The organism is Streptomyces camponoticapitis (genome assembly GCF_014646115.1).
Classification (GTDB): domain Bacteria; phylum Actinomycetota; class Actinomycetes; order Streptomycetales; family Streptomycetaceae; genus Streptomyces; species Streptomyces camponoticapitis.
The window spans coordinates 335,791-356,349 of record NZ_BMMV01000004.1 but is presented as its reverse complement, the minus strand read 5'-3'; the positions used below and the strand labels follow the sequence as shown (position 1 = coordinate 356,349).

The following is a 20,559-nucleotide window of genomic DNA, read 5'->3' as shown; positions in this document are numbered from 1 at the left end:
GTACGACACGGCAGGTGGGAGCGGAGATGACGACTCGGTGGCGGGCCGGCGTCCACACGCCGACCCGCCTGACCGCAAAGGCGCCCCCAGGCCGTGTCGTCGAAGACAGACCCTAGGTCGTGCCTTCAAAGTCCCGCCTGGCCCGCGGGCGGACGGCGCTCCTTCGAAGACGACCTAGCGGCCCACCGCGTATCCCTGCATGCCTCGCGGATTGGCCGCGGCCGACAGGACGCCCGTCCGCGGGTCCCGCGCGACCGCGCAGAGCCGCCCTTCCGACCAGGGTTCGCCGACGGCGACGTCGTGGCCCCTGCGGCGCAGTCCTTCCACTACGGCCGCGTCCATCGACGGCTCCACGGTGAGGCTGCCCGGCCGCATCCCGCGCGGATAGAAGGAGCTGGGGAAGCTGTCGTTGTGCCAGTTGGGCGCGTCGATCGCGCCCTGGAGGTCGAGCCCGCCCCGTACCGCCGGGCGCAGCGCGACGGCCAGGAAGAAGTGGAGCTGCCACTGGTCCTGCTGGTCACCGCCGGGGGTGCCGAAGGCCATGACGGGCGTGCCGTCCCGCAGGGCGAGGGACGGTGTGAGCGTGGTCCGGGGCCTGCGGCCCGGGGTGAGCGAGTTGGGCAGTCCGGGCTCCAGCCAGGTCATCTGGAGGCGGGTGCCGAGCGGGAAGCCGAGTTCGGGCACGACCGGGTTGGACTGGAGCCAGCCGCCGCTCGGTGTCGCGGCGATCATGTTGCCCCAGCGGTCCACGACGTCGAGGTGGCAGGTGTCGCCGCGGGTCGAGCCGTTCCGGGCGACGGTCGGCTCGCCCGCGCCCGCCGCGGGGACGCCGAGCGCGTCGAAGCCCGCCTCACCGGCGGCGACGGCGGTCGCGTGGGCGCTGAGGACGGGCACACGTCCGCCGGGGCTGCCGGGACGCAGTTCGTAGGAGGCCTTGTCACCGAGAAGCGCGCGGCGCGCGATGTTGTACGGCTCCGAGAGGAGGGTGGCGAGCGGTACGTCGGCGGCGTCGCCGTACCAGGCCTCCCGGTCGGCCATGGCCAGCTTGCAGCCCTCCGTAAGGAGGTGGACGTACTCCTCGGAGCCGTACGCGGGAAGCTCGGGCGCGGGCGGAAGCAGCGCGAGTTGCTGGAGGAAGGCAGGGCCCTGGCTCCAGCCGGCGGCCTTGCACAGGGTCCAGCCGTTCCAGTCGTATGTGGCGGGCGCCTCGTACGTCGCGGACCACCCGGCCAGGTCGGCGGCGGTCAGGGTCCCGGTGTGGCGGGAGCCGCTGGTGTCGAGGGTGGGCCGGCCGGACGCGCGTATCAGCGCCTCGGCGATGAATCCCCGGCGCCAGATGTCGCGCGCGGCCTCGATCTGGGCGACGCGGTCGTCACCGCCGGCCGCCTCGGCCTCGGCGGTCAGCCGGCGCCAGGTGGTGGCCAGCGCGGGGTTGCGGAACAGCTCTCCGGGCGCCGGGGACCGTCCGCCGGGCAGGTAGACGTCGGCGGACGAGGTCCACTCGGTCTCGAACAGCTCGCGGACGCTCTCCACGGTCTCGCCGACCCGCTCAACGGGGGCGTGGCCGTCCTCGGCGTAGCCGATGGCGTAACGCAGCACCTGCTCCAGGGATTTGGTGCCGTGGTCGCGCAGCAGCAGCATCCAGGCGTCGAAGGCGCCGGGCACGGCGGCGGCGAGCGGTCCGGTGCCGGGGACGAGTTCGAGGCCGAGGGAGCGGTAGTGCTCGATCGTGGCTCCGGCGGGCGCGGGTCCCTGGCCGCAGAGCACCTGGGCCTCGCCTCCGGCCGGGGCGAGGATGATCGGCACCTCGCCGGCCGGACCGTTGAGGTGCGGCTCCACGACATGCAGGACGAACCCGGCCGCGACGGCGGCGTCATAGGCGTTTCCACCGTCCTCCAGCACGGCCATCGCCGACTGCGAGGCGAGCCAGTGGGTGGAGGACACCATGCCGAAGGTGCCCTGGAGGGTGGGACGGGTAGTGAACATACGACCTCTCACCTAGGGTCTGTCGATCGGTCCGGCCGATCGGTGCTCGGGGACCGGTCCCGGGGAGATTCCGGGCGTCCGGACCAGCCGTCTCCCCCGTACGCACCCCCAGCAGGCTATCGATCGCCCCACGCCCCCTCTCACCGGCACCGGTCGACACTGATCAACAACCGTCAACCGCGTGATATTCAAACTAGGGTTCTGATCAATCTGATCAAGCGGGCGGTCGGGATGAGGGTGGACTTCGGTTTACTCGGCACGATCGAGGTGCACATCGACGGCCGTCCCGCACCGGCGGTTCGCGCGGTCCCGCACGGTCCCTGTGCGGGAGTTCGCCGTCGGACGGGTCTCTTCTGAAACCGCCGCGTGATTCGCTACGCGCCTCAGGCGCCCGTCGTCGACCCCGGGCGCACGATCATCAGGACGACGACCACCGCCCAGAGCAGGTTGAAGACCCCGGTCAGACCGGCCAGCCGGGCCGCGGCGCGTGACGTTTCGCCGGCCGGGGCGCCGGCCCCCGACGTCTCGATCATCTTCTCCTGGCCGGGCAGGATGGCCAGCGCCAGTATGGCGGCGGCGATCGAGGTCAGCACGATCGAGGTGATCAGCCAGATGTCGGTGAGGACACCGAGCTGCGCGCCGGTGGCGAGCCCGAAGACCGGGACGGCGACCCCGACGATCGCGTAACCGCCGCAGATCCGGTGGAGCAGCGCCGCGGCGCCCGCGGAGCGGCCGTCCTCCCCGGCCAGGCGCACATAGCGGGGGAACAACGACGCCGCCACGGCGATCGGCCCGACCACCAGGATCGAGGCGAGGACATGGATGGACAGCAGCAGCTTGGTCACCGCGGGGCCCCTTCGGACAGAAGCGTGAATATGTTGGCTGCCAATAGGTACCACGTCAACGCGTTCCATGAGTAGGCTGTCTACTCATGAAGGCAGACGCGGTGCGTGGACACCTGGACGGACTGTTGCTGGCCGTGCTCGAACCCGGCCCGCTGCACGGCTACGCGATCATCGCGGCGGTCCAGCAGCGGAGCGAGGGCGCGCTCCAGCTCCGTACGGGCACGATCTATCCGGCCCTGAACAGACTTGAACGGCTGGGACTGCTCGGCAGCAGCTGGGAGTCCGTCGGCGAGCGGCGCCGGCGCTGCTACCGGCTGACCGACGCCGGACGCGGCAGCCTGGAGAGCGAGCGGACGGCATGGCGCGAGTTCACGGCGGCGATCGGCTCGGTCCTGAACCCGGCCGCCACCGCCCCGGCGCCTCGGCCCGCGTCATGAGCGGGACGACCGACACGAGCAGCGGGAACGGTCCGAGCGCGCCCGACCCCGTCGCGGCCCATGTCGCCGCCCTGTCCGACGCGCTGCACGGCCCCGGCCGGGCCAAGTCCCGGATGATCCAGGAGATACGGGACGGTCTCACCGACACGGTGGAGGCGCACACCCGCGAGGGCGTGCCCTACGAGCGGGCGGCCCGGCTGGCGGTGCGGGAGTTCGGCACACCCGAGGAGCTGGCACCGAGCTGCCAGCGGGAGCTGACCATCGCGCAGACCCGGCGGACCGCCCTGTCCGTCGCCCTCACCGTCCCGTTCCTGATCGCCTGCTGGCATCTGATCTGGACCTCGGGGCAGGACTGGCAGCTTCAGCGGACACCGCAGCTGGTCGCCGTCCAGCTGGCGGCCGTCGCGGCCGTCGCCACCCTGCTCGCGGTGGCGGCGCTCGCCGCCACCGGCGTGCTCGCCCGGAGGCTGCGGACCCCGCGGCGGTTGCCGCTGGCCGTCGCGTGGGCCGGTACAACGGCCTGCGTGGCGATGGTGGTCGCGATGGTCGCGCTCACGGTCGTGTCGCCACTGACCACGAACTGGCCGGTGGTCACGGTCGCCGGCGTGGTCACCGCCCTCCTGCACGGCCTGGTGGCCTCCTCGGCCCGCGCCTGCCGCCACTGCGCCCGCCTGCCCGTCGGCTGACTCCCCGGGTCGGCCGGGCCCGGGATGATCCCCCCGGGCCCGTGCGTTGCACAGCAGCAGACCCGCGTTCACGCGTGAGGTGACGCGGCAGGAGCTGGAGGCACAGCGGTGCACGGTGAGTACAAGGTGCCGGGCGGCAAACTCGTCGTCGTGGATCTGGACGCGCGGGACGGCGTGCTGCGGGATGTCCGGGTCGCCGGGGACTTCTTCCTGGAGCCGGACGAGGCGATCCACGCCATCGACGGGGCGCTCGAAGGCGCGCCGGCCGGCCTCGACGCGGCGGGTCTCGCCGCCCGCGTCCAGACGGCTCTTCCGCCCGGCACCCAGATGTACGGGCTGACGAGCGAGGGTGTCGCCATCGCGGTACGGCGCGCACTGGCGCACGCCACGGACTGGACGGACTACGACTGGCAGCTCGTCCATATGGAGCCGCAGTCGCCCGCGCTCCACATGGCCCTGGACGAGGTCCTGACGACCGAGGTCGCGGCCGGCCGCCGCCCGCCGACGCTGAGGGTCTGGGAGTGGGCCTCCCCCGCCGTGGTGATCGGCAGCTTCCAGTCGCTCCGCAACGAGGTGGACCCGGAGGCCGCCGAGCGGCACGGCGTCACGGTCATGCGGCGGATCTCGGGCGGCGGCGCCATGTTCATCGAGCCCGGCAACACCATCACGTACTCGCTGTCCGTCCCCGACTCCCTCGTGAACGGTCTGACCTTCGCCGACAGCTACGCGTATCTCGACGACTGGGTGCTCGGCGCGCTCGGCGACATGGGCATCAAGGCCTGGTACCAGCCGCTCAACGACATCGCCACCGAGGCCGGCAAGATCGCGGGCGCCGCGCAGAAGCGGGTGGTGGGCGGCGGCGCCGTCCTGCACCACGTGACGATGGCGTACGACATCGACGCCGACAAGATGCTCGAAGTCCTGCGCATCGGCCGGGAGAAGCTCTCCGACAAGGGCACGCGCAGCGCGAAGAAGCGGGTGGATCCGCTGCGCCGCCAGACGGGTCTGCCGCGCGAGGCCGTCATCGAGCGGATGATCGCGTCCTTCCGGGGGCGGTACGGTCTGACGGAGGGCAAGGTCACCGACGAGGAGATGGCGCGGGCCCGGGAGCTGGCCGGGACGAAGTTCGGTACGGACGAGTGGACGGCCCGGGTGCCGTAACCGGTCGTCGGCGCCCCGATCCGTGCGGGGGCGGGGCGCCCGTGCGGTGACCGGCTCAGTCCGCCAGCGCCGGGATGATCTCGGAGCCGTACGTGTCGATGGTCGCCTCCTTCGCGTCATGCATGTCGTAGACGGCGAACTGGTCGACGCCCAGGGCCTTGAGCGCCTTCAGCTTCTCGATGTGCGCCTCCACGGGGCCGAGCAGGCAGAAGCGGTCCACGATGTCGTCGGGCACGAAGTCCGTGGACGGGTTCCCCGCGCGGCCGTGGTGGCTGTAGTCGTAGCCCTCGCGCTGTTTGATGTACGAGGTGAGAGCGTCGGGCACCAGGCCGGAGTGCTCGCCGTAGCGGCTCACCAGATCGGCGACATGGTTGCCGACCATGCCGCCGAACCATCTGCACTGGTCGCGCGCGTGGGCGAGATCGTCGCTCACATAGGCCGGGGCGGCGACGCAGATGGTGACCGAGTCCGGGTCGCGTCCGGCGTCGGACGCGGCCGTCCGGACCGCCTTGACCATGGTCTCGGTGAGATACGGATCGGCGAGCTGGAGGATGAAGCCGTCGGCCTGGGCGCCGGCCATGGCCAGCGCCTTCGGCCCGTACGCGGCCATCCACACCGGCAGTTTCCCGTCCCGCACCCATGGCAGCCGCAGCGGCTTGCCGTCCACCAGCGCCTCGCGGCCCTCGGCGAGTTCACGGATGACGTCGATCGACTCGCCGAGGCGGGCCAGCGTGTTGGGCGCCCGGCCGGCGACGCGCATCGCGGAGTCGCCGCGGCCGATGCCGCACACGGTGCGGTTGCCGTACATCTCGTTGAGCGTGGCGAACGTGGACGCGGTCACCTCCCAGCTCCTGGTGCCCGGGTTGGTGACCATCGGGCCGACGATCAGCCGGGTGGTGTGTTCGAGGATGCGGCTGTAGATGACGAACGGCTCCTGCCACAGCACGGCGGAGTCGAAGGTCCAGCCGTAGCGGAAGCCGTTGCGCTCGGCGCGCCGCATGAGTCCGACGACCGCCGACGCCGGCGGGTCGGTCTGGAGGACAAGTCCGAAGTCCATGGCCGGGCCACTCCCAACTTTCAGGTGAGGTACTGACAGGTGGCGCGGGGGGTGTAGATGCCGTGCCCCGGGCGCCCGGTGTACTTCCGGCCGTCGATGACGGTCTCCCCGCGCGACAGCACGGTCTCGACCTGCCCGGTGATCCGCTTCCCCTCGTACACCGAGTAGTCGACGTCCATGTGGTGCGTCTGGGCGGACAGGGTCTGCTCGGCCTTCGGGTCGTAGATGACGATGTCGGCGTCGGCGCCCGGCGCGATGGTGCCCTTCTTGGGGTAGAGGCCGAACATCCTGGCCGGGGTCGCGCAGGCGATCTCGATCCAGCGGCGCCGGCTGATGTGCCCGTCGACGACGGCCTGATGGAGCAGATCCATCCGGTGCTCCACGCCCGGCAGCCCGTTGGGGATCTTGGAGAAGTCGCCGCGGCCCATCTCCTTCTGCCCGGTGAAGCAGAACGGGCAGTGGTCGGTGGAGACCACCTGGAGGTCGTTGGTGCGCAGTCCGCGCCAGAGGGCGGCCTGGTGTTCGCGTGGCCGCAGCGGGGTCGAGCAGACGTACTTGGCCCCTTCGAAGTCCGGCTCGGCGAGATTGTCGGTGGACAGGAAGAGGTACTGGGGGCAGGTCTCGCCGAAGACGGGAAGTCCCTTGTCGCGGGCCGCCGCCAGCTCGGCGACGGCTTCCTCGGCGGAGACGTGGACGACGTAGAGAGGCGCGTCGGCGACGCGTGCCAGCTGGATCGCGCGGTGCGTCGCCTCGGCCTCCAGCAGGACCTTGCGTACTTCTCCGTGGTAGCGCGGATCGGTGCGTCCGGCGGCGAGGGCCTGCTCCACGAGGACGTCGATCGCGATGCCGTTCTCGGCGTGCATCATGATCAACCCCCCGTTGTGGGAGGCCCGTTGCATGGCGCGCAGGATCTTGCCGTCGTCGCTGTAGAAGACGCCGGGGTAGGCCATGAACAGCTTGAAGGAGGTGATGCCCTCCTGGACGAGGAGGTCCATCTCCTGGAGCGAGTGCTCGTTGACGTCGGCGAGGATCATGTGGAAGCCGTAGTCGATGGCGCAGTTGCCGTCCGCCTTCGCGTACCAGGCGTCGAGCCCCTCGCGCAGCGCCTGGCCGGGCGACTGGATGGCGAAGTCCACGATGGTGGTGGTGCCGCCCCACGCGGCGGCGCGGGTGCCGGTCTCGAAGGTGTCGGCGGCGAAGGTCCCGCCGAACGGCATCTCCATGTGCGTATGGCCGTCGACGCCGCCCGGGATGACGTACTTGCCGGTGGCGTCGATGACCCGGTCGGCGGTCCAGCCGGCGGCGATGTCGGAGCCGTTGGAGGCGAGCGCGACGATACGGCCGTCCTCGGTCAGCACGTCCGCGTGGACTTCGTCGGCGGCGGTGATGACCAGACCGCCCCTGACGAGCGTGCGATTACTCATGAATGGGCCTCCGTGACATGACTGGATGGCTGCGCGACCCGGCGTGGCGCCGGGCGCCGGACGGGCTCCGGCCCGTCCGGCGGTGGAGAACCAGGGCCGCTCCGACGAGGGAGAACTAAAGCCTGCCCAGGGCGCGTTCGAGGATCGCCGCGCCCTCCTCGGCCTCGGCGACCGTAAGGGAGAGCGGTGGCGCGATGCGCAGCACGCTGGAGTCATGGCCACCGCCCTTGCCGATCAGCAGGCCGCCCTCGCGCGCGGCCTCCGTCACCGCCGCCGCTGCCTCGGGGTCCGCCTCGTCGGTGCCGGGCTTCACCAGCTCGATGCCGATCATGAGGCCTCGCCCGCGTACTTCCCGTACGGCAGGGACGGGGGCTCCCACCGCGCGCAGCCGCTCGATCAGCAGACCGCCGACGCGGCGCGCGTTGCCGGGGAGATCGTGCTCCAGGAGGTAGGTGAGGTTGGCGACGCCCGCGGCCATCGTGACCGGGCTGCCGCCGAAGGTCGAAATGGAGTTGGTGTCCAGGCAGTTCATGATCTCGGCGCGGGCGACGACACCGCCGACGGACATGCCGTTGCCGATGCCCTTGGCGAAGGTGAGGATGTCCGGCGGGCCGTTGTCGGCGTGCGCCTGCCAGCCCCAGAAGTGGTCGCCGGTACGGCCCCAGCCGGTCTGCACCTCGTCGCTGATCCACAGGATGCCGTGCCGGCCGAGGACTTCGCGGAACGCGGCGTACAGCCCGTCGGGCGGTGAGGTGAACCCGCCGACGCCCTGGATCGGCTCGGCGATGAGCGCGGCCGGCACACGGGTGTGCCCGAGCAGGTCCTCCAGATCCGCGACGCACGCGGCGATGAACTCGGCGTCGGACAGGTGCGCGTACGGGCCCCGGGTGCGGACTCCTCCGTGGACGTACAGCGTCTGGAGCGGCGAGAGGCTCGTCGGGGACCAGCCGCTGTTGCCGGTGATGGACACGGTGGAGAAGGAGCGGCCGTGGTAGCTGTTGCGCATCGCCAGGATCTGGTTGGAGCGGCGGTACGCGGTGGCGAGCAGCAGCGCGGTGTCGTTGGCCTCGGTGCCGGACGTGGTGACGAAGACCCGTGCGTCCGGGATGCCGGAGAGATGGGCGACGCGCTCGGCGAAGTCGACCATCGGGCGGTTGAGGTAGAGCGTCGAGGAGTGGATGAGCCGCCCGGCCTGTTCGCTCACCGCCTTGGTGACCTCGGGGAGGGCATGGGCGGTCATGGTGGTGAGGATGCCGCCGAAGAAGTCGAGATAGCGGTTGCCGTCGGCGTCCCAGACGTGCCGGCCCTCGCCGTGGGTGAGTTCGAGGGGCCGGCGGTAGTAGAGCGCCAGCCAGTCGGGCAGGACGGCGCGGTGCCGGTCGTGCAGAGCGGTGGCCGGCAGGTGCACCGGTCCCTCGTGGGACGGGGCGGAGGCGGTCGAACCGGCGGCCGGACCGGCGGCGTGCGCGGCGGCCGGACCGGCGGCCGGACCCACTTGCGCTTCGGTCACGGCTGCACCAGCCCCTCGTACGCGTCCGGGCGGCGGTCCCGGTAGAACGCCCACTGCCGGCGCACCTCGTCGATGACCCCGAAGTCCAGGTCCCTGACGACCAGTTCCTCGACCTTGTCGCTCGCGGTCTCGCCGACGAACTGGCCGCGCGGGTCGACGAAGTACGACGTCCCGTAGAAGTCGTTGTCGCCGTACTCCTCCTGGCCGACGCGGTTGATCGCGGCGACGAAGTACTCGTTGGCGACGGCGGCCGCGGGCTGTTCGAGCTGCCACAGATAGCTGGAGAGTCCGCGCGAGGTGGCCGACGGGTTGTAGACCAGCTCGGCGCCGTTCAGGCCGAGTTGGCGCCAGCCCTCCGGGAAGTGCCGGTCGTAGCAGATGTATACGCCGATCTTGCCGACGGCGGTGTCGAAGACGGGCCAGCCCGCGTTGCCCGGCTTGAAGTAGTACTTCTCCCAGAAGCCCTTGACCTGCGGGATGTGGTGCTTACGGTACTTGCCGAGATACGTGCCGTCGGCGTCGATCACGGCCGCGGTGTTGTAGTAGAAGCCGGACTGCTCGACTTCGAAGACCGGTACGACGATGACCATTCCGGTCTCCTGCGCGAGGGCCCGCATCCGGGTCACGGTCGGCCCGTCGGGCACCGGCTCGGCCCACCGGTAGTGCTCGGGCTCCTGCACCTGGCAGAAGTAGGGGGCGTTGAACACCTCCTGGAAGCCGATGACCTTGGCGCCTTGCCGGGCCGCCTCGCGGGCGTGGTCCTCATGCTTGGCGATCATGGATTCGGTTTCGCCGGTCCAGGTCGCCTGGACGAGTGCGGCGCGTACGACTCTGGCCACGAGCTGCTCCTTCGGCGGGAAGGTCGGGCTTTTTCTCAGGCTTTCTACGCCCGTAGATACGGTACGTAGGAGGAGAACCTAAGCCCGCCGTCCCACCGGGGCAAGACCATCGCTGTCAAGCCGCTGAGTCGATCATGTTTCGCACCCGGCCGGTCCACAGAACGTCCGGGACCGGCCGCGAAGCGACGCCGCGGCCGGCCGAAGACCCCCCGTACGGACGCGTCCGAGGTCAGCCGCTGATCCCCGCGCTCCGCAGCGCACGCGCGAGATCACGCTCGTGGGTGGTGGAGACGCCTCGGGCCGCCTCGATCAGCCGCGGTACCAGCCGGGGCGGGTCCACCGCGGCGATCAGCGCCGCGTCCTCGGGCGTACGGGCCCGGACGAAGGCCCCGAGCAGCGCCTGGACCTCCTGGGAGCGGCCCGCGTCGCCGAGGGCGACCACCGCGTGGGCGATGTCCTCCGCCGACCGGGAGACGCCCTGGCGCAGCAGTACGCCGCAGTCGGCGTCACGGCCGGCCATCGCGAGCGCGCCCGCCGCCGCGGCGAGTCTGTCGGGCGGCAGCGACGACACCTCCCAGAGCACCGACGCCCAGTCGGCGCCGAGTTCGGCGCGGTGCAGTTCGGCGGCGAGGAAGGGCAGTTGCTCGGCGGGGCCCGCGGCGGCCTCGTAGAGCACGACATGCGCCTCACCGCTGCGGCCGGCCGCCCGCAGCCGTACGAGCACGGCCACCGTGTCGAGCGCGGCGCGCCGCGCCGCGGACTGCTGCCGCGTCATCCCCGCGTCCGGTCCCTCACTCCCCGCCCGCTCGGAGCCCGGCGCGCCGCCGAAGCGGGCGCCGCGGGGCGGTTCGGTGGCGGCGGGCGGGACGAGGGACGTCTCCGCCGGATCGGTGCCTTCGGTGAAGGCGAAACGCGCGCCGCGCTGTTTGCGCAGCTTGCGGCGCTGGCCGGGCACCTGCGCCATTTCCTGTGAATCCTCCGCGCTCACAGCGGGGTTGGAGCCGGTGTCGCCCTGACCGCGGCGGCTGTCGGGGCCGCCCCAGCCCTCCGACGTACGGCCGCTGTCGGCGCCGCCGGAGTCCCCCGCGCCGTTGCGGCCCGGCTCCGGACGGAACCACTCTTCGGGCGCGGTGGGGCGGTCGGCGGCGGGTCGGCCGAAGACCGACTGCTCGTCCGCGACCGGCTCCTCGGCCCGGTACCACCCGTCGGCGGCGGTGGGTCTCGCGTCCGGCGCGGCGTGCGCCGGGGAGGCGGAGCGCGGAGCGGGTGCGACGTGGCCTGAGTGCGCGTCGGCCGGCACGTTCGGCTGGGCGGCGAGGGTCGCGAGGCGTTCGCGCAGCTCTGCGCAGCGGGCGGTGGCGCGCGCGTAGTCGTCGCGGACCCAGGCCAGGTCGTATTCGAGCTGATCCGCCTCGGGCGAACCCTCGCCGACAAGCCGGAGGCGGCGCATCACCTCGTCGGCGCGGCCCGCGGCGGCGGCCTGCTCGTGCTGCATCAGCCGCAGCCGCTCGTGGAGCGCGTCACGGCCGCCGGGGAGCCGGTCGTGCGCGGCGGCCGACGCGGCGTGGAGTCTGCTCGCGCGGGCCGTCTCGCGGTCGACCGGACGGTTCTCGTGGCTGGCGGCGAGATCGTGGAGCAGTGACTCCACCACGTCCCAGGGCGGCACTTCGGCGCCGTCCAGGCAGGCCCTGAGCCCGTCGGGGTCACGCTGTCTGAACACCGCGTACCAGCCGCCGTCCGGGTCGAGGAGCGCCGTCACCCCTCGGAAGTACCGCGCGAAAGCCCCGATCTCCACCGGAAGTTCATGTCTGCTCATCGCTTCTTTTCCCGCCTGCCCTGCTGCGCACTGCCGTAAGGGAACCGTCCGGCCCGCCGGCATGAAACCGCAGCCGTGTTACATGACGGCTACGCGGGGTTGTCGCGCACGGTGCGGTGCGATCACTCAAGTATGGCTTCAGCGGGTGTCCGACGTCACGTTTCCGAGGAAAAAATGTGGTGACACGTCAAGGTTGTTTCACAAGTCGGCGCGCCGGAGGGGTGTCAGAAACTGATGGCGATTCCGGTGTGCACGCGCTTGCCTCGCCGTACGAGCGCGGCGGGCCCTGCGACGAGCCAGAACTGCCAGGTGTACTTACGGGCAAGGAGTTTGTTCACGCGGGCGACCTCGTCGCCCTCCAGCAGCCGGGCCGTCCCCTTGGCGCTCGCCGCGCCCGGCGCGATGCGTCCGCGCACGTCGCACGCGGTCACGACGACAGCGCTGTTGTTGCGTATCCGCTTGATCTTCCAGGCGTCGCTCCGGCTCCATATGTACAACTCACCGCCGTCCACGGCGTGCCAGACCGGGGTGTCGACTCCGGTGCCGTCCTTGCGGTACGTGGTGAGGCTGACATAGCGGCTGTGTCCGAGCGCGTCGAGAGTCACGGCGCCGAGCCTACGCCGTGGCGCCGGGACGCCTGCGCGGCGACCAGGATCCGGAACGCCCGAACTCTCAGGCGGGCAAAGGCGAACAGGCCGCCGCGACCTCGTCCATCGACAGCCCCAGCGCCCCGGCCAGCGCCGCGACGGTGAAGAAGGCGGGAGTCGGGGCGCGGCCTGTCTCGATCTTGCGCAGTGTCTCGGGCGAGAGCCCGGCGACGGCCGCGATCTCCACCATGCTGCGTGGTCCGCGCGCCTCGCGGAGCAGCCGGCCCAGCCGCTCGCCGCGCTCGCGCTCTTCGGGGGTCAGGGGGGTGCGTACCATGCCGTCATTGTAATACCGCAAGCAAGCGGTATAGTTATTGGAATGGTAGAGATCAAAACGGACGCGTCCCTGGACGCCATGCGCGTCGCGGGCCGGATCGTCGCACAAGCGCTCACCGCGGTACGGGAGCGGGCCGCCGTCGGCGTGACCCTGCGCGAACTGGACCTGGTCGCCCGCGCGGTGCTGACGGAGGCGGACGCGGGCTCGCCCTTCCTCGGCTACCGCCCCACCTGGGCGCCGGTGCCCTTCCCGGCCGTCATCTGCGCGTCGGTCAACGACACGATCGTGCACGGCATCCCCGACGACTACGCGCTGCGCGACGGCGACCTCGTCAGCGTCGACTGCGGCGCCTCGACGGGCGGCTGGGTCGGCGACTCGGCGGTCAGCTTCACCGTGGGACGGGCCCGCCCCGAGGACACCCGGCTCGTCGACACGGCCTTCGCGGCACTGGACGCGGGCATCGCGGCCGCCGTCGTCGGCAACCGCGTCGGCGACATCGCCCACGCGATCGGGCGCGTCTGCCGCAGGGCCGGCTACGGGATCCCGGACGGCTTCGGCGGCCACGGCGTGGGCCGCACCATGCACGAGGACCCGGGCGTACCCAACGAGGGCAGGCCCGGCAGGGGCATGCCCCTGCGCCACGGCATGGTGCTCGCGATCGAGCCGATGCTGATCGCGAGCGGGACCGACGACCACTACACGGCGCGCGACGGCTGGGCGGTCGTCACCTCGGACGGCAGCCGCGCGGCGCACGCCGAGCACACGGTGGCGATCACGGACGAGGGCCCCCGGATCCTGACGCAACTCTGACCGGGGCACCCGGCCGACGAACACGCGTGCGGCGCCGCCCCTCCCCGGGGCGGCGCCGCAGGCCGTTTGTCGCCTCGCGCGTTACGGCCGTCCGGCCGGGCGCACCACCATCGCGGAGCCGCCGCCCCTGCGGTCCTTCTCCGCCGCCGCCAGCCAGCGGCCGTCCGGCAGCCGCTGGACACCGGTCGTGGCGCCGATCTCCGGGTTCCTGGTGAACGCGTGCCCCAGTGCTTCGAGTTGGGCGCGCAGCGGGCTGTCGTACAGGCCCGGCTCCAGTTCCGTCGTCGCGGCGTTGCGCTGGCTCGCGCGCGGCGCGGCGATCGCGTCGACCAGCGGCAGGCCCCGGTCCAGATGACCGGTGAGCGTCTGGAGGACGGTCGTGATGATGGTCGCGCCGCCGGGCGAGCCGAGCGCCAGGAGCGGACGGTCACGGTCGTCGAGCACGATCGTCGGGGAGATGGACGACCTCGGCCGCTTGCCCGGACCGGGCAGGTTCGGGTCGTGGACGGCCGGGTTCGCCGGGGCGAACGAGAAGTCCGTCAGTTCGTTGTTGAGAAGGAAGCCCCGCCCGGGAACGGTGATGCCGCTGCCGCCCGTCGACTCGATCGTCAGGGTGTACGCGACGACGTTGCCCCACTTGTCGGCGGCCGTCAGATGGGTGGTGTTCTCCCCCTCGTACGTCGTGGGCGCCGCCGTACCGCCCGCCGCGCACGGCACCGGCTTCGACGGGTCACCGGGCGCGAGCGGGCTCTTCAGCGCCGCGTCGTCCCTGATGAGGCATTCGCGCGAGTCGGCGAAGCGCTGCGACAGCAGGCCCTTGGTGGGGACGGACTCGAAGGCGGGGTCGCCGAGCCAGCGGCCGCGGTCGGCGAAGGCGATCCGGCTCGCCTCGATGAAGCGGTGCAGATACTTCTGCTGCGAGGCCTTCGAAAGGTCGGTGCTCTCCAGGATGTTGAGCGCCTCGCCGACACTCGTACCGCCGGAGGACGACGGCGCCATGCCGTACACGTCCAGCCCTCGGTAGGAGACCTTCGTCGGCGCCTGGCGCTTGGTCCGGTACGCGGCCAGATCGCCGGTCGTCAGATCGCCCGCGCGGACCTTGCGGGTGGCTTCCGGGTCGACGGGCGGGGTGCGGACGGTGCGCACGATGTCGCGGGCGAGGTCGCCCCGGTACAGCGCGTCGGTGCCGCGCCGGCCCAGTTCCGCGTACGTACGCGCCAGGTCGGGGTTCTTGAACACCGAACCGGTGACCGGGAGTTCACCGCCGGGCAGGAACAGCTTCGCGCTGGCGGGGAAGTCGGCGAACCGCGCCTGGTTCGACGCGGTCTGGGAGCGGAACGTCTCGTCGACGGTGAAGCCGTCCTTCGCCAGCCGTTCGGCGGGCTTCAGCAGCTCCCGCAGCGAGGTGGTCCCCCAGGAGTCGAGTGCCCTCTCCCAGGTCGCCGGGGTGCCGGGCGTACCGACACCGAGTCCGCTCGTCACACCCTCCGCGAAGGGGATCGGCTTGCCGTCCTCCTGGAAGAGGGTGGCGTCGGCGGACTTGGGCGCGGTCTCACGGCCGTCGATGGTGTGGACGGAGCGGGACCTGGCGTCGTAGTAGACGAAGTAGCCGCCACCGCCGATGCCGGCCGAGTAGGGCTCGGTGACTCCGAGGGCGGCGGCGGTCGCGACCGCCGCGTCCACGGCGTTGCCGCCGCGCCGCAGTGCCTCGATGCCGGCGGCCGAGGCGTCCCTGTCGACGCTCGACACCGCCCCGCCGTGGCCGACGGCGACCGGTGACTTGGCGGGGATCTTCGTGGGCGTGGTGGGAGTGGCGGGAGCCGGCAGGGGTGCGGACGGCGGGGCAGCCGCCCCCACCGAGAGCATCGCGGCGGCGAGAGCCACGATCGAGACGTTACGTGCGGCGAGGCGGCGCATCTTCTGTACCTCCGGGGGACGACCGTCCGCGGAGCGTAACTTCACCATTCGCGCCCCGCCAGAACCACTTGCCCCGAAGTCGGCGCGGGATGTCCGTCACGGCGCCGTCCCGCTAAAGTGCGCGCCCATGACTGACGACGTACGCGACATCGTTCTCTGGGCGCTCGCCGCCGGTATCTGTGCCTCCCTCGGCTGGCTCGCCCGTACCTACCTCTGGCGCCGCAAACTGAACAGGAAGCAGGCGTTCTTCGGGCTGCCGGGCAACTCCGAGTGCCTGCTGGTCGTCAACCGTGAGGCGGGCGGCGACGGGGCCGTCCACCGTCATGACGTCTTCGCGCTTCTTGAGATGTCCGCGCTGATCAAGGACTGTGGCGCACACGCCCAGATAGTCCAGCACGACTCGGCGCAGCAGGGGTTCGGTGAGCGGACGGAGTTCTGCCTCGGCGGCCCGGCGTCGAACCGCCGGATGGCCGCCCATCTCTCCTCGCTGCTGCCCGGTGTCAAGATCAACACAGATCCGGATCCGGGCCCCGACCGGGGTGCCTTCCAGATCGGGACCGAGCGGTACCGCCTCGACCCGGGCGTGGCGGAGTACGTCCTCCTGGCGCGGCTGACCGCAGGTCAGGACGCCCGGCCGGTCTTCCTCTTCTGCGGACAGCGGGCCATCACCAACCAGGCGGCCTCGCGCTATCTGGCCAGGCACCACGAGAAGCTGGCGCGCAGGCACGGACGCGACACGTTCTGTCTGCTGCTGAAGGTGGTGAACTCGCAGGCATACGGCCCCGATGTGGTCGAGCTGGTCGCCGATGTCACCAAGGCGGCGCGGGAGCCCGCCCCGGCCGTACGCACCTCGCACCGGGCGACGAGCTGACCGGCGCCCGGCGGACGGCAGACGGGCGGAGGGCCGGGAGGAGAACAGGGCGTACGGGCCGGAAGAGGAGAAGAGCGGCGCCCTCGCCGTGCCTCACGACGACGCGGGCCCGCTCCATGTCCGGCACGGCCCCTCCCGGCGCGCAGCTGACCTTCTCCCCGGCCACGCCCGACCCATCGTGCTGGTCGGTCCCGCGGTGCGAGAAGTGATCTCCGGCTGCCGCCGAAGGGTCCTCCCGCTGAAGCGGGAGGCGGGCCATGTCCCTTGAGCTACCGCGCCTCGGGCGGCGGCGGGACCATCCCCGCGTGCGTGGAGCACGGCGGACACGCGCGGCATCCGTGGCCTCTGCGGGCACGGTCGCCGTCACCTTGGGGATGAACGGCAAATCGTAGTCCAGATCCGCCGCGATGAGCTCGCCCGCGTACCCGAACTCCCGGACCGGGGGATCCGGTCGGGGGTGCCTGGACGCGTCGTGGATTCGGCCGCGGCTCCCGCCGCGGACTGCCCGTCGGACCGTGGTCGACGGCCATACACTGCCCTCCCCGTTCTCGGCTCTGTCGAGGTCAGCGCAAACTATCCAGCGCACCAAGGGACTTCACACCCGACACGCATAAATCGGGCATAAGCCGTATAAACACCCAAGGGCCCGGCTCGCGGCTCAGGCCTCGGACGCCTCCGCGTACACCTGTGACAGTTCGGGCGCGCCACTGACGGCCCAGTCGAGACCGGCCTCCACCACCTGGATCTCCCGGCCGGAGACGAGCCGTACGACGGGATGGCCACCGGGCCAGATGTGCCAGGCCGCCCCCTCGACCGTACGGACGATGACCGTGCCGAGATACAGCCCCGCGTCGTTGCCCAGCCAGGGCAGCTCCTCGGGGTCGTCGCGCCAGCGCGGAGGCAGTTGGTCCAGGGCTTCCAACGAGGCCGGGGAATCATCCAGTTCGAGCCCGGACTGCGCCGCCCGGACACGCAGCAGCTCGCACTCCGAGAGCAGTTCGGCCACACCCTCCGCGTCATCCCCGACGACGGACGCCTGCGGAGCCCCCTCGTCCGCGCCGTTCCTTTTGCGCCAGTTGTCCAAGAAAGGGATGTTCATACCACTCAGCCTGCCATTTCCCCGTGCCCGCGCACCTCAGGGCACGCGGGCGGTATCAGAGGCAGAATGCCCACGGTCGGCCCCGCCGATGCCGACCGCGCCCCCCGGAACATCAGAGGTCGAGATCCACGACGACCGGGGCGTGGTCCGACGCACCCTTGCCCTTGCGCTCCTCACGGTCGACATAACTGTCCTTGACGGCAGCGGTGAAGGGCCCGTTGCCGTAGACGAGGTCGATCCGCATACCCCGGTTCTTCGGGAACCGGAGCTCGCGGTAGTCCCAGAAAGTGTACGGCTGGTCGTACTTGAGCGGACGCGGCATCACATCGGCCAGACCGCCGTCGCGGAGCGCGGCCAGCGCGGCACGCTCGGCGGGCGTCACATGGGTGGCGCCCTCGAACAGCGCCGGGTCCCAGACGTCCTGGTCGGTCGGCGCGACGTTGAAGTCACCGAGGACGGCGAACGGCCGGTCCCCCGCGCTGTCGTCGGCCACCGCCGCGCGCAGCGCCTCCAGCCAGCGCAGCTTGTACGCGTAGTGCTCGTGGGTGACCTCGCGGCCGTTGGGCACGTACACCGACCAGATCCCGACGCCGCCACAGGTCGCCGAGATGGCGCGGGGCTCCTCAACGCCCTCGTACTCCGGGCCGCCGGGCAGGCCGTTGACCACGTCGTCCAGACCGACGCGGGAGATCAGCGCCACTCCGTTCCACCTGCCCGAGGCGTTGACCGCGGACTCGTAACCCAGCTCGCGCAGGGCGTCGGAGGGGAACTGCTCCGGGGTGCTCTTGGTCTCCTGGACGCACAGCACGTCCGTGCCCGTGCTCTCCAGCCAGGCCAGCAGCCGCGGCAGCCGGGCGGTGATCGAATTGACGTTCCAGGTGGCGATGCGCATGGACGACAGCCTATCCGCGGGGTCTGACAGTCACCCTCGCGACCGTCCCCGTTCGGCGGTCACGGGGCCGTGGTCACCGGTGGGCGGTCACGGGGCCGTGGTCACCGGTGGGCGGTCACGGGTCCGTGGTCACAGGTCGTTGGTCACAGGTCGGTCGCCTCGCCGGGGGCGAGCCTGCTGTGGCCGGCGCCCCCGAGGCGGCCGATCAGGCCGTCGTACACGGGCCGCGCCAGGTCGGTGAGCAGCGCGTCATGGATGTCGAAGGCGCGCCGCGGCTTGACCTCGCGCACGTAGTCGATCACTTCGGAGACCTTGTTCCAGGGCGCGTGCACCGGGAGCATCAGCGTCTCGACCGGCCGGCCGGGGACGGTCAGCGCGTCGCCGGGGTGGAAGAGCGAACCGTCCACCAGATAGCCGACGTTGGTGACACGCGGGATCTCGGGATGGATCACCGCGTGGAGCTCCCCGTGGACCTCCACGTCGTACCCCGCCGCGGTGAAGGTGTCACCGTGGCCCACGGTGTGCACCCGCCCCGGGAAGGCCGCCGACAGCTGCTCCGCGACACTGCGCAGGGTCCAGATCTCGGCCTCCGGGTTGCTTTCGAGGGCGGCCCGCAACCGGCCCTCCTCGAAGTGGTCCGGGTGCTCGTGCGTGACGAGGACGGCGTCGGCGCCGATCGCCGCGTCCTCCTCACTGAAGACGCCGGGGTCGATGACGAGCGTCCGCCCGTCCTTCTCCAGTCGGACGCAGGAATGGGACTTCTTGGTGAGTTTCACCGTGATCACCTCGTGTTGCGGTTCCCGGGCGGTGTTCCGTACGACACCGGCATCGCACCATCCCATGGTCGACATCCGCCACCACGACAGCAAACGGGCGGGCCGGGGCGGCGCCGTCACCTGTCGGGGGTGGTCTCCTCCTGGACGACAGCGCCGACGACGCGGAACGCGGCGTTCGCCGCCGGGAAGCCGCAGTAGACGGCCGCCTGGATGAGTACTTCCTTGATCTCGTCCGGGGTCAGGCCGTTGCGCAGGGCGGCCCTGGTCTCCACGGCGAGCTCGTCCAGGTGACCGCCGGCGACAAGGGCCGTGAGCGTCACACAGCTGCGGCTGCGGCGGTCCAGGCCCTCCCGATTCCACACCTCGCCCCAGGCGTAGCGGGTGAGGAGTTCCTGGAAGTCACCGGCGAAGCCGGCCGTCTCGGCCATGACCTGGTCGACGTGGGCGTCACCGACGACCTCCCTGCGGACCCGCATGCCCGCCTCGTAAGGGTCCGGGCGTACGGCGGCCACGGCCTGCGGCTGCTCGGCGGAGGCGATCTCGGCGACGGGGGAGGTCATCGGCGACAGGGTCGGCGGCCCCGCGGGCGCCCCCGGCCCGGGATAGGTGGCCCAGTCCGGCAGCACCGTCAGACCCGTCGAGGTGTCCGAGGGGTTCTGCCAGGCGGTGGAGAAGTGGCGGACGAGCAGGTCCGTGACGGCGGCCGGCTGCTCGACGGGCGCCAGGTGGGATGCCCCCGGCACCAGGGCGAGCCGGGCGTCCGGTATCCCGGCGACCAGCGTGCGGGCCTCGGCGGGGCCGGTGACCTTGTCCTCGGCGCCCACCAGCACGAGCGTCGGCACACCGATACGGCCCAGCTCGGCCCGTACGTCGAAGGCGGCGAGCGCCTCGCACGCGGCTATGTAGCACCCCGGGTCGGTCGTACGGACCATCTGGACCGCCCACTCGACGATCGCGGGCTGGGCGGCGGCGAAGCCGGCCGTGAACCAGCGCTCGGGCGCCGAGCGGGCCATCGGGTCGAGACCGTTCGTACGGACGATGACACCGCGCTGGCGGAACTCGTCTGCCGTACCGAATCGCGGCGAGGACGCCACCAGCGCAAGTGAGGCGACACGGTCGGGGCGGCGCAGCGCCAGCTCCGCGCCGATCGCGCCGCCGATGGAGCAGCCGACGTAACCGAAGCGCTGCACGCCGAGTCCGTCGAGCGTGGCGAGGAGCCGGTCCGCGAGTTCGGGGACGCCGGTGGCCGGGTGGGCGGGCGCGCCGCCGTGGCCGGGCAGGTCGAACCGGACCACCCGCCAGTGCTTGGCCAGCTCCGGCGTCTGCCTGTCCCACATGTGCCAGGTGGTACCGAGCGAAGGACCCAGGATGAGCACCGGCGCGTCGTCCGGTCCGTCCATGCGGTACTGCAGTGTCAGTGTCGGGGCAGGCATCGTCGTGTCACTCACTTCGCTCACTTCACTCACTCGCGTCAGGTTAGTGAGATGGTCACCGCCACTCCTCACGGGG

General features: G+C 71.6%; 19 protein-coding genes. 5 read left to right on the top strand and 14 right to left on the bottom strand.

Annotated features, from left to right (window positions below):
• Nucleotides 1-174: 174 nt before the first annotated feature.
• On the bottom strand, nucleotides 175-1,986 hold the full coding sequence (locus IEY79_RS08665; RefSeq protein WP_189106746.1) for a gamma-glutamyltransferase family protein: 1,812 nt from the start codon (nucleotides 1,984-1,986) through the stop codon (nucleotides 175-177).
• A gap of 383 nt (nucleotides 1,987-2,369) precedes the next feature.
• Nucleotides 2,370-2,831, bottom strand: a complete 462-nt coding sequence (locus tag IEY79_RS08660; protein WP_189106745.1) for a hypothetical protein — start codon at nucleotides 2,829-2,831, stop codon at nucleotides 2,370-2,372.
• Between the two features lie 86 nt (nucleotides 2,832-2,917).
• Here IEY79_RS08660 and IEY79_RS08655 point away from each other — a divergent pair, with 86 nt between their 5' ends.
• The 3 genes from IEY79_RS08655 (at nucleotide 2,918) to lplAB (ending at nucleotide 5,115) form a co-directional block, all read left to right on the top strand.
• Nucleotides 2,918-3,268, top strand: coding sequence for a helix-turn-helix transcriptional regulator (locus IEY79_RS08655; protein WP_189106744.1), 351 nt, complete (start codon nucleotides 2,918-2,920; stop codon nucleotides 3,266-3,268).
• The gene (locus tag IEY79_RS08650; protein WP_189106743.1) at nucleotides 3,265-3,954 is read left to right on the top strand and encodes a permease prefix domain 1-containing protein; all 690 of its coding nucleotides are present in this window, start codon (nucleotides 3,265-3,267) and stop codon (nucleotides 3,952-3,954) included. The genes IEY79_RS08655 and IEY79_RS08650 overlap by 4 nt, the downstream gene beginning before the upstream one ends.
• Nucleotides 3,955-4,062: 108 nt before the next feature.
• Nucleotides 4,063-5,115 carry a lipoate-protein ligase LplAB gene (gene lplAB / locus IEY79_RS08645; protein WP_189106742.1) on the top strand — a complete coding sequence of 351 codons (1,053 nt, stop codon included), beginning with the start codon at nucleotides 4,063-4,065 and terminating at the stop codon, nucleotides 5,113-5,115.
• A gap of 55 nt (nucleotides 5,116-5,170) precedes the next feature.
• On the opposite strand, the gene IEY79_RS08640 is transcribed toward lplAB, so the two are convergent.
• From IEY79_RS08640 to IEY79_RS08610, 7 genes are all read right to left on the bottom strand, one after another.
• A complete protein-coding gene (locus IEY79_RS08640) occupies nucleotides 5,171-6,172 on the bottom strand; it encodes a TIGR03842 family LLM class F420-dependent oxidoreductase (protein WP_189106741.1) in 1,002 nt (333 codons plus the stop codon).
• 20 nt (nucleotides 6,173-6,192) lie between these two features.
• Nucleotides 6,193-7,596: a dihydropyrimidinase gene (hydA, locus tag IEY79_RS08635; RefSeq protein ID WP_189106740.1), complete on the bottom strand. Its 1,404-nt coding sequence runs from the start codon at nucleotides 7,594-7,596 to the stop codon at nucleotides 6,193-6,195.
• Nucleotides 7,597-7,711: 115 nt separating this feature from the next.
• Nucleotides 7,712-8,998 (bottom strand): aspartate aminotransferase family protein, encoded by a 1,287-nt coding sequence (locus tag IEY79_RS08630; RefSeq protein ID WP_189106811.1) that lies wholly within the window; start codon nucleotides 8,996-8,998, stop codon nucleotides 7,712-7,714.
• A gap of 104 nt (nucleotides 8,999-9,102) precedes the next feature.
• The gene (locus tag IEY79_RS08625; protein ID WP_189106739.1) at nucleotides 9,103-9,945 is read right to left on the bottom strand and encodes a nitrilase-related carbon-nitrogen hydrolase; all 843 of its coding nucleotides are present in this window, start codon (nucleotides 9,943-9,945) and stop codon (nucleotides 9,103-9,105) included.
• Between the two features lie 229 nt (nucleotides 9,946-10,174).
• Nucleotides 10,175-11,761 carry a hypothetical protein gene (locus IEY79_RS08620; RefSeq protein ID WP_189106738.1) on the bottom strand — a complete coding sequence of 529 codons (1,587 nt, stop codon included), beginning with the start codon at nucleotides 11,759-11,761 and terminating at the stop codon, nucleotides 10,175-10,177.
• Between the two features lie 224 nt (nucleotides 11,762-11,985).
• Entirely contained in the window at nucleotides 11,986-12,366 is a 381-nt protein-coding gene (locus IEY79_RS08615) for a PPOX class F420-dependent oxidoreductase (RefSeq protein WP_189106737.1), read from the bottom strand.
• Nucleotides 12,367-12,433: 67 nt separating this feature from the next.
• Nucleotides 12,434-12,685 (bottom strand): helix-turn-helix domain-containing protein, encoded by a 252-nt coding sequence (locus IEY79_RS08610; RefSeq protein WP_189106736.1) that lies wholly within the window; start codon nucleotides 12,683-12,685, stop codon nucleotides 12,434-12,436.
• A 42-nt stretch (nucleotides 12,686-12,727) separates the two neighbouring features.
• On the opposite strand from IEY79_RS08610, the gene map reads away from it, so the two are divergent.
• Entirely contained in the window at nucleotides 12,728-13,495 is a 768-nt protein-coding gene (gene map, locus IEY79_RS08605) for a type I methionyl aminopeptidase (protein WP_189106735.1), read from the top strand.
• A gap of 81 nt (nucleotides 13,496-13,576) precedes the next feature.
• Here the strand turns inward: map and ggt are convergent, their stop codons facing one another.
• Entirely contained in the window at nucleotides 13,577-15,412 is a 1,836-nt protein-coding gene (ggt, locus tag IEY79_RS08600) for a gamma-glutamyltransferase (RefSeq protein WP_189106734.1), read from the bottom strand.
• Between the two features lie 127 nt (nucleotides 15,413-15,539).
• On the opposite strand from ggt, the gene IEY79_RS08595 reads away from it, so the two are divergent.
• The gene (locus tag IEY79_RS08595; protein ID WP_189106733.1) at nucleotides 15,540-16,283 is read left to right on the top strand and encodes a hypothetical protein; all 744 of its coding nucleotides are present in this window, start codon (nucleotides 15,540-15,542) and stop codon (nucleotides 16,281-16,283) included.
• Between the two features lie 658 nt (nucleotides 16,284-16,941).
• Here the strand turns inward: IEY79_RS08595 and IEY79_RS08590 are convergent.
• The 4 genes from IEY79_RS08590 to pcaDC all read right to left on the bottom strand — a co-directional run bounded on the left by IEY79_RS08590 (nucleotide 16,942) and on the right by pcaDC (nucleotide 20,483).
• Nucleotides 16,942-17,382: a DUF6278 family protein gene (locus tag IEY79_RS08590; protein WP_189106732.1), complete on the bottom strand. Its 441-nt coding sequence runs from the start codon at nucleotides 17,380-17,382 to the stop codon at nucleotides 16,942-16,944.
• Nucleotides 17,383-17,494: 112 nt separating this feature from the next.
• A complete protein-coding gene (locus IEY79_RS08585) occupies nucleotides 17,495-18,274 on the bottom strand; it encodes an exodeoxyribonuclease III (RefSeq protein ID WP_189106731.1) in 780 nt (259 codons plus the stop codon).
• A gap of 143 nt (nucleotides 18,275-18,417) precedes the next feature.
• Nucleotides 18,418-19,050 (bottom strand): MBL fold metallo-hydrolase, encoded by a 633-nt coding sequence (locus tag IEY79_RS08580; protein WP_189106810.1) that lies wholly within the window; start codon nucleotides 19,048-19,050, stop codon nucleotides 18,418-18,420.
• Between the two features lie 116 nt (nucleotides 19,051-19,166).
• Nucleotides 19,167-20,483 (bottom strand): bifunctional 3-oxoadipate enol-lactonase/4-carboxymuconolactone decarboxylase PcaDC, encoded by a 1,317-nt coding sequence (gene pcaDC / locus IEY79_RS08575; protein ID WP_189106809.1) that lies wholly within the window; start codon nucleotides 20,481-20,483, stop codon nucleotides 19,167-19,169.
• Between the last annotated feature and the right edge of the window lie 76 nt (nucleotides 20,484-20,559).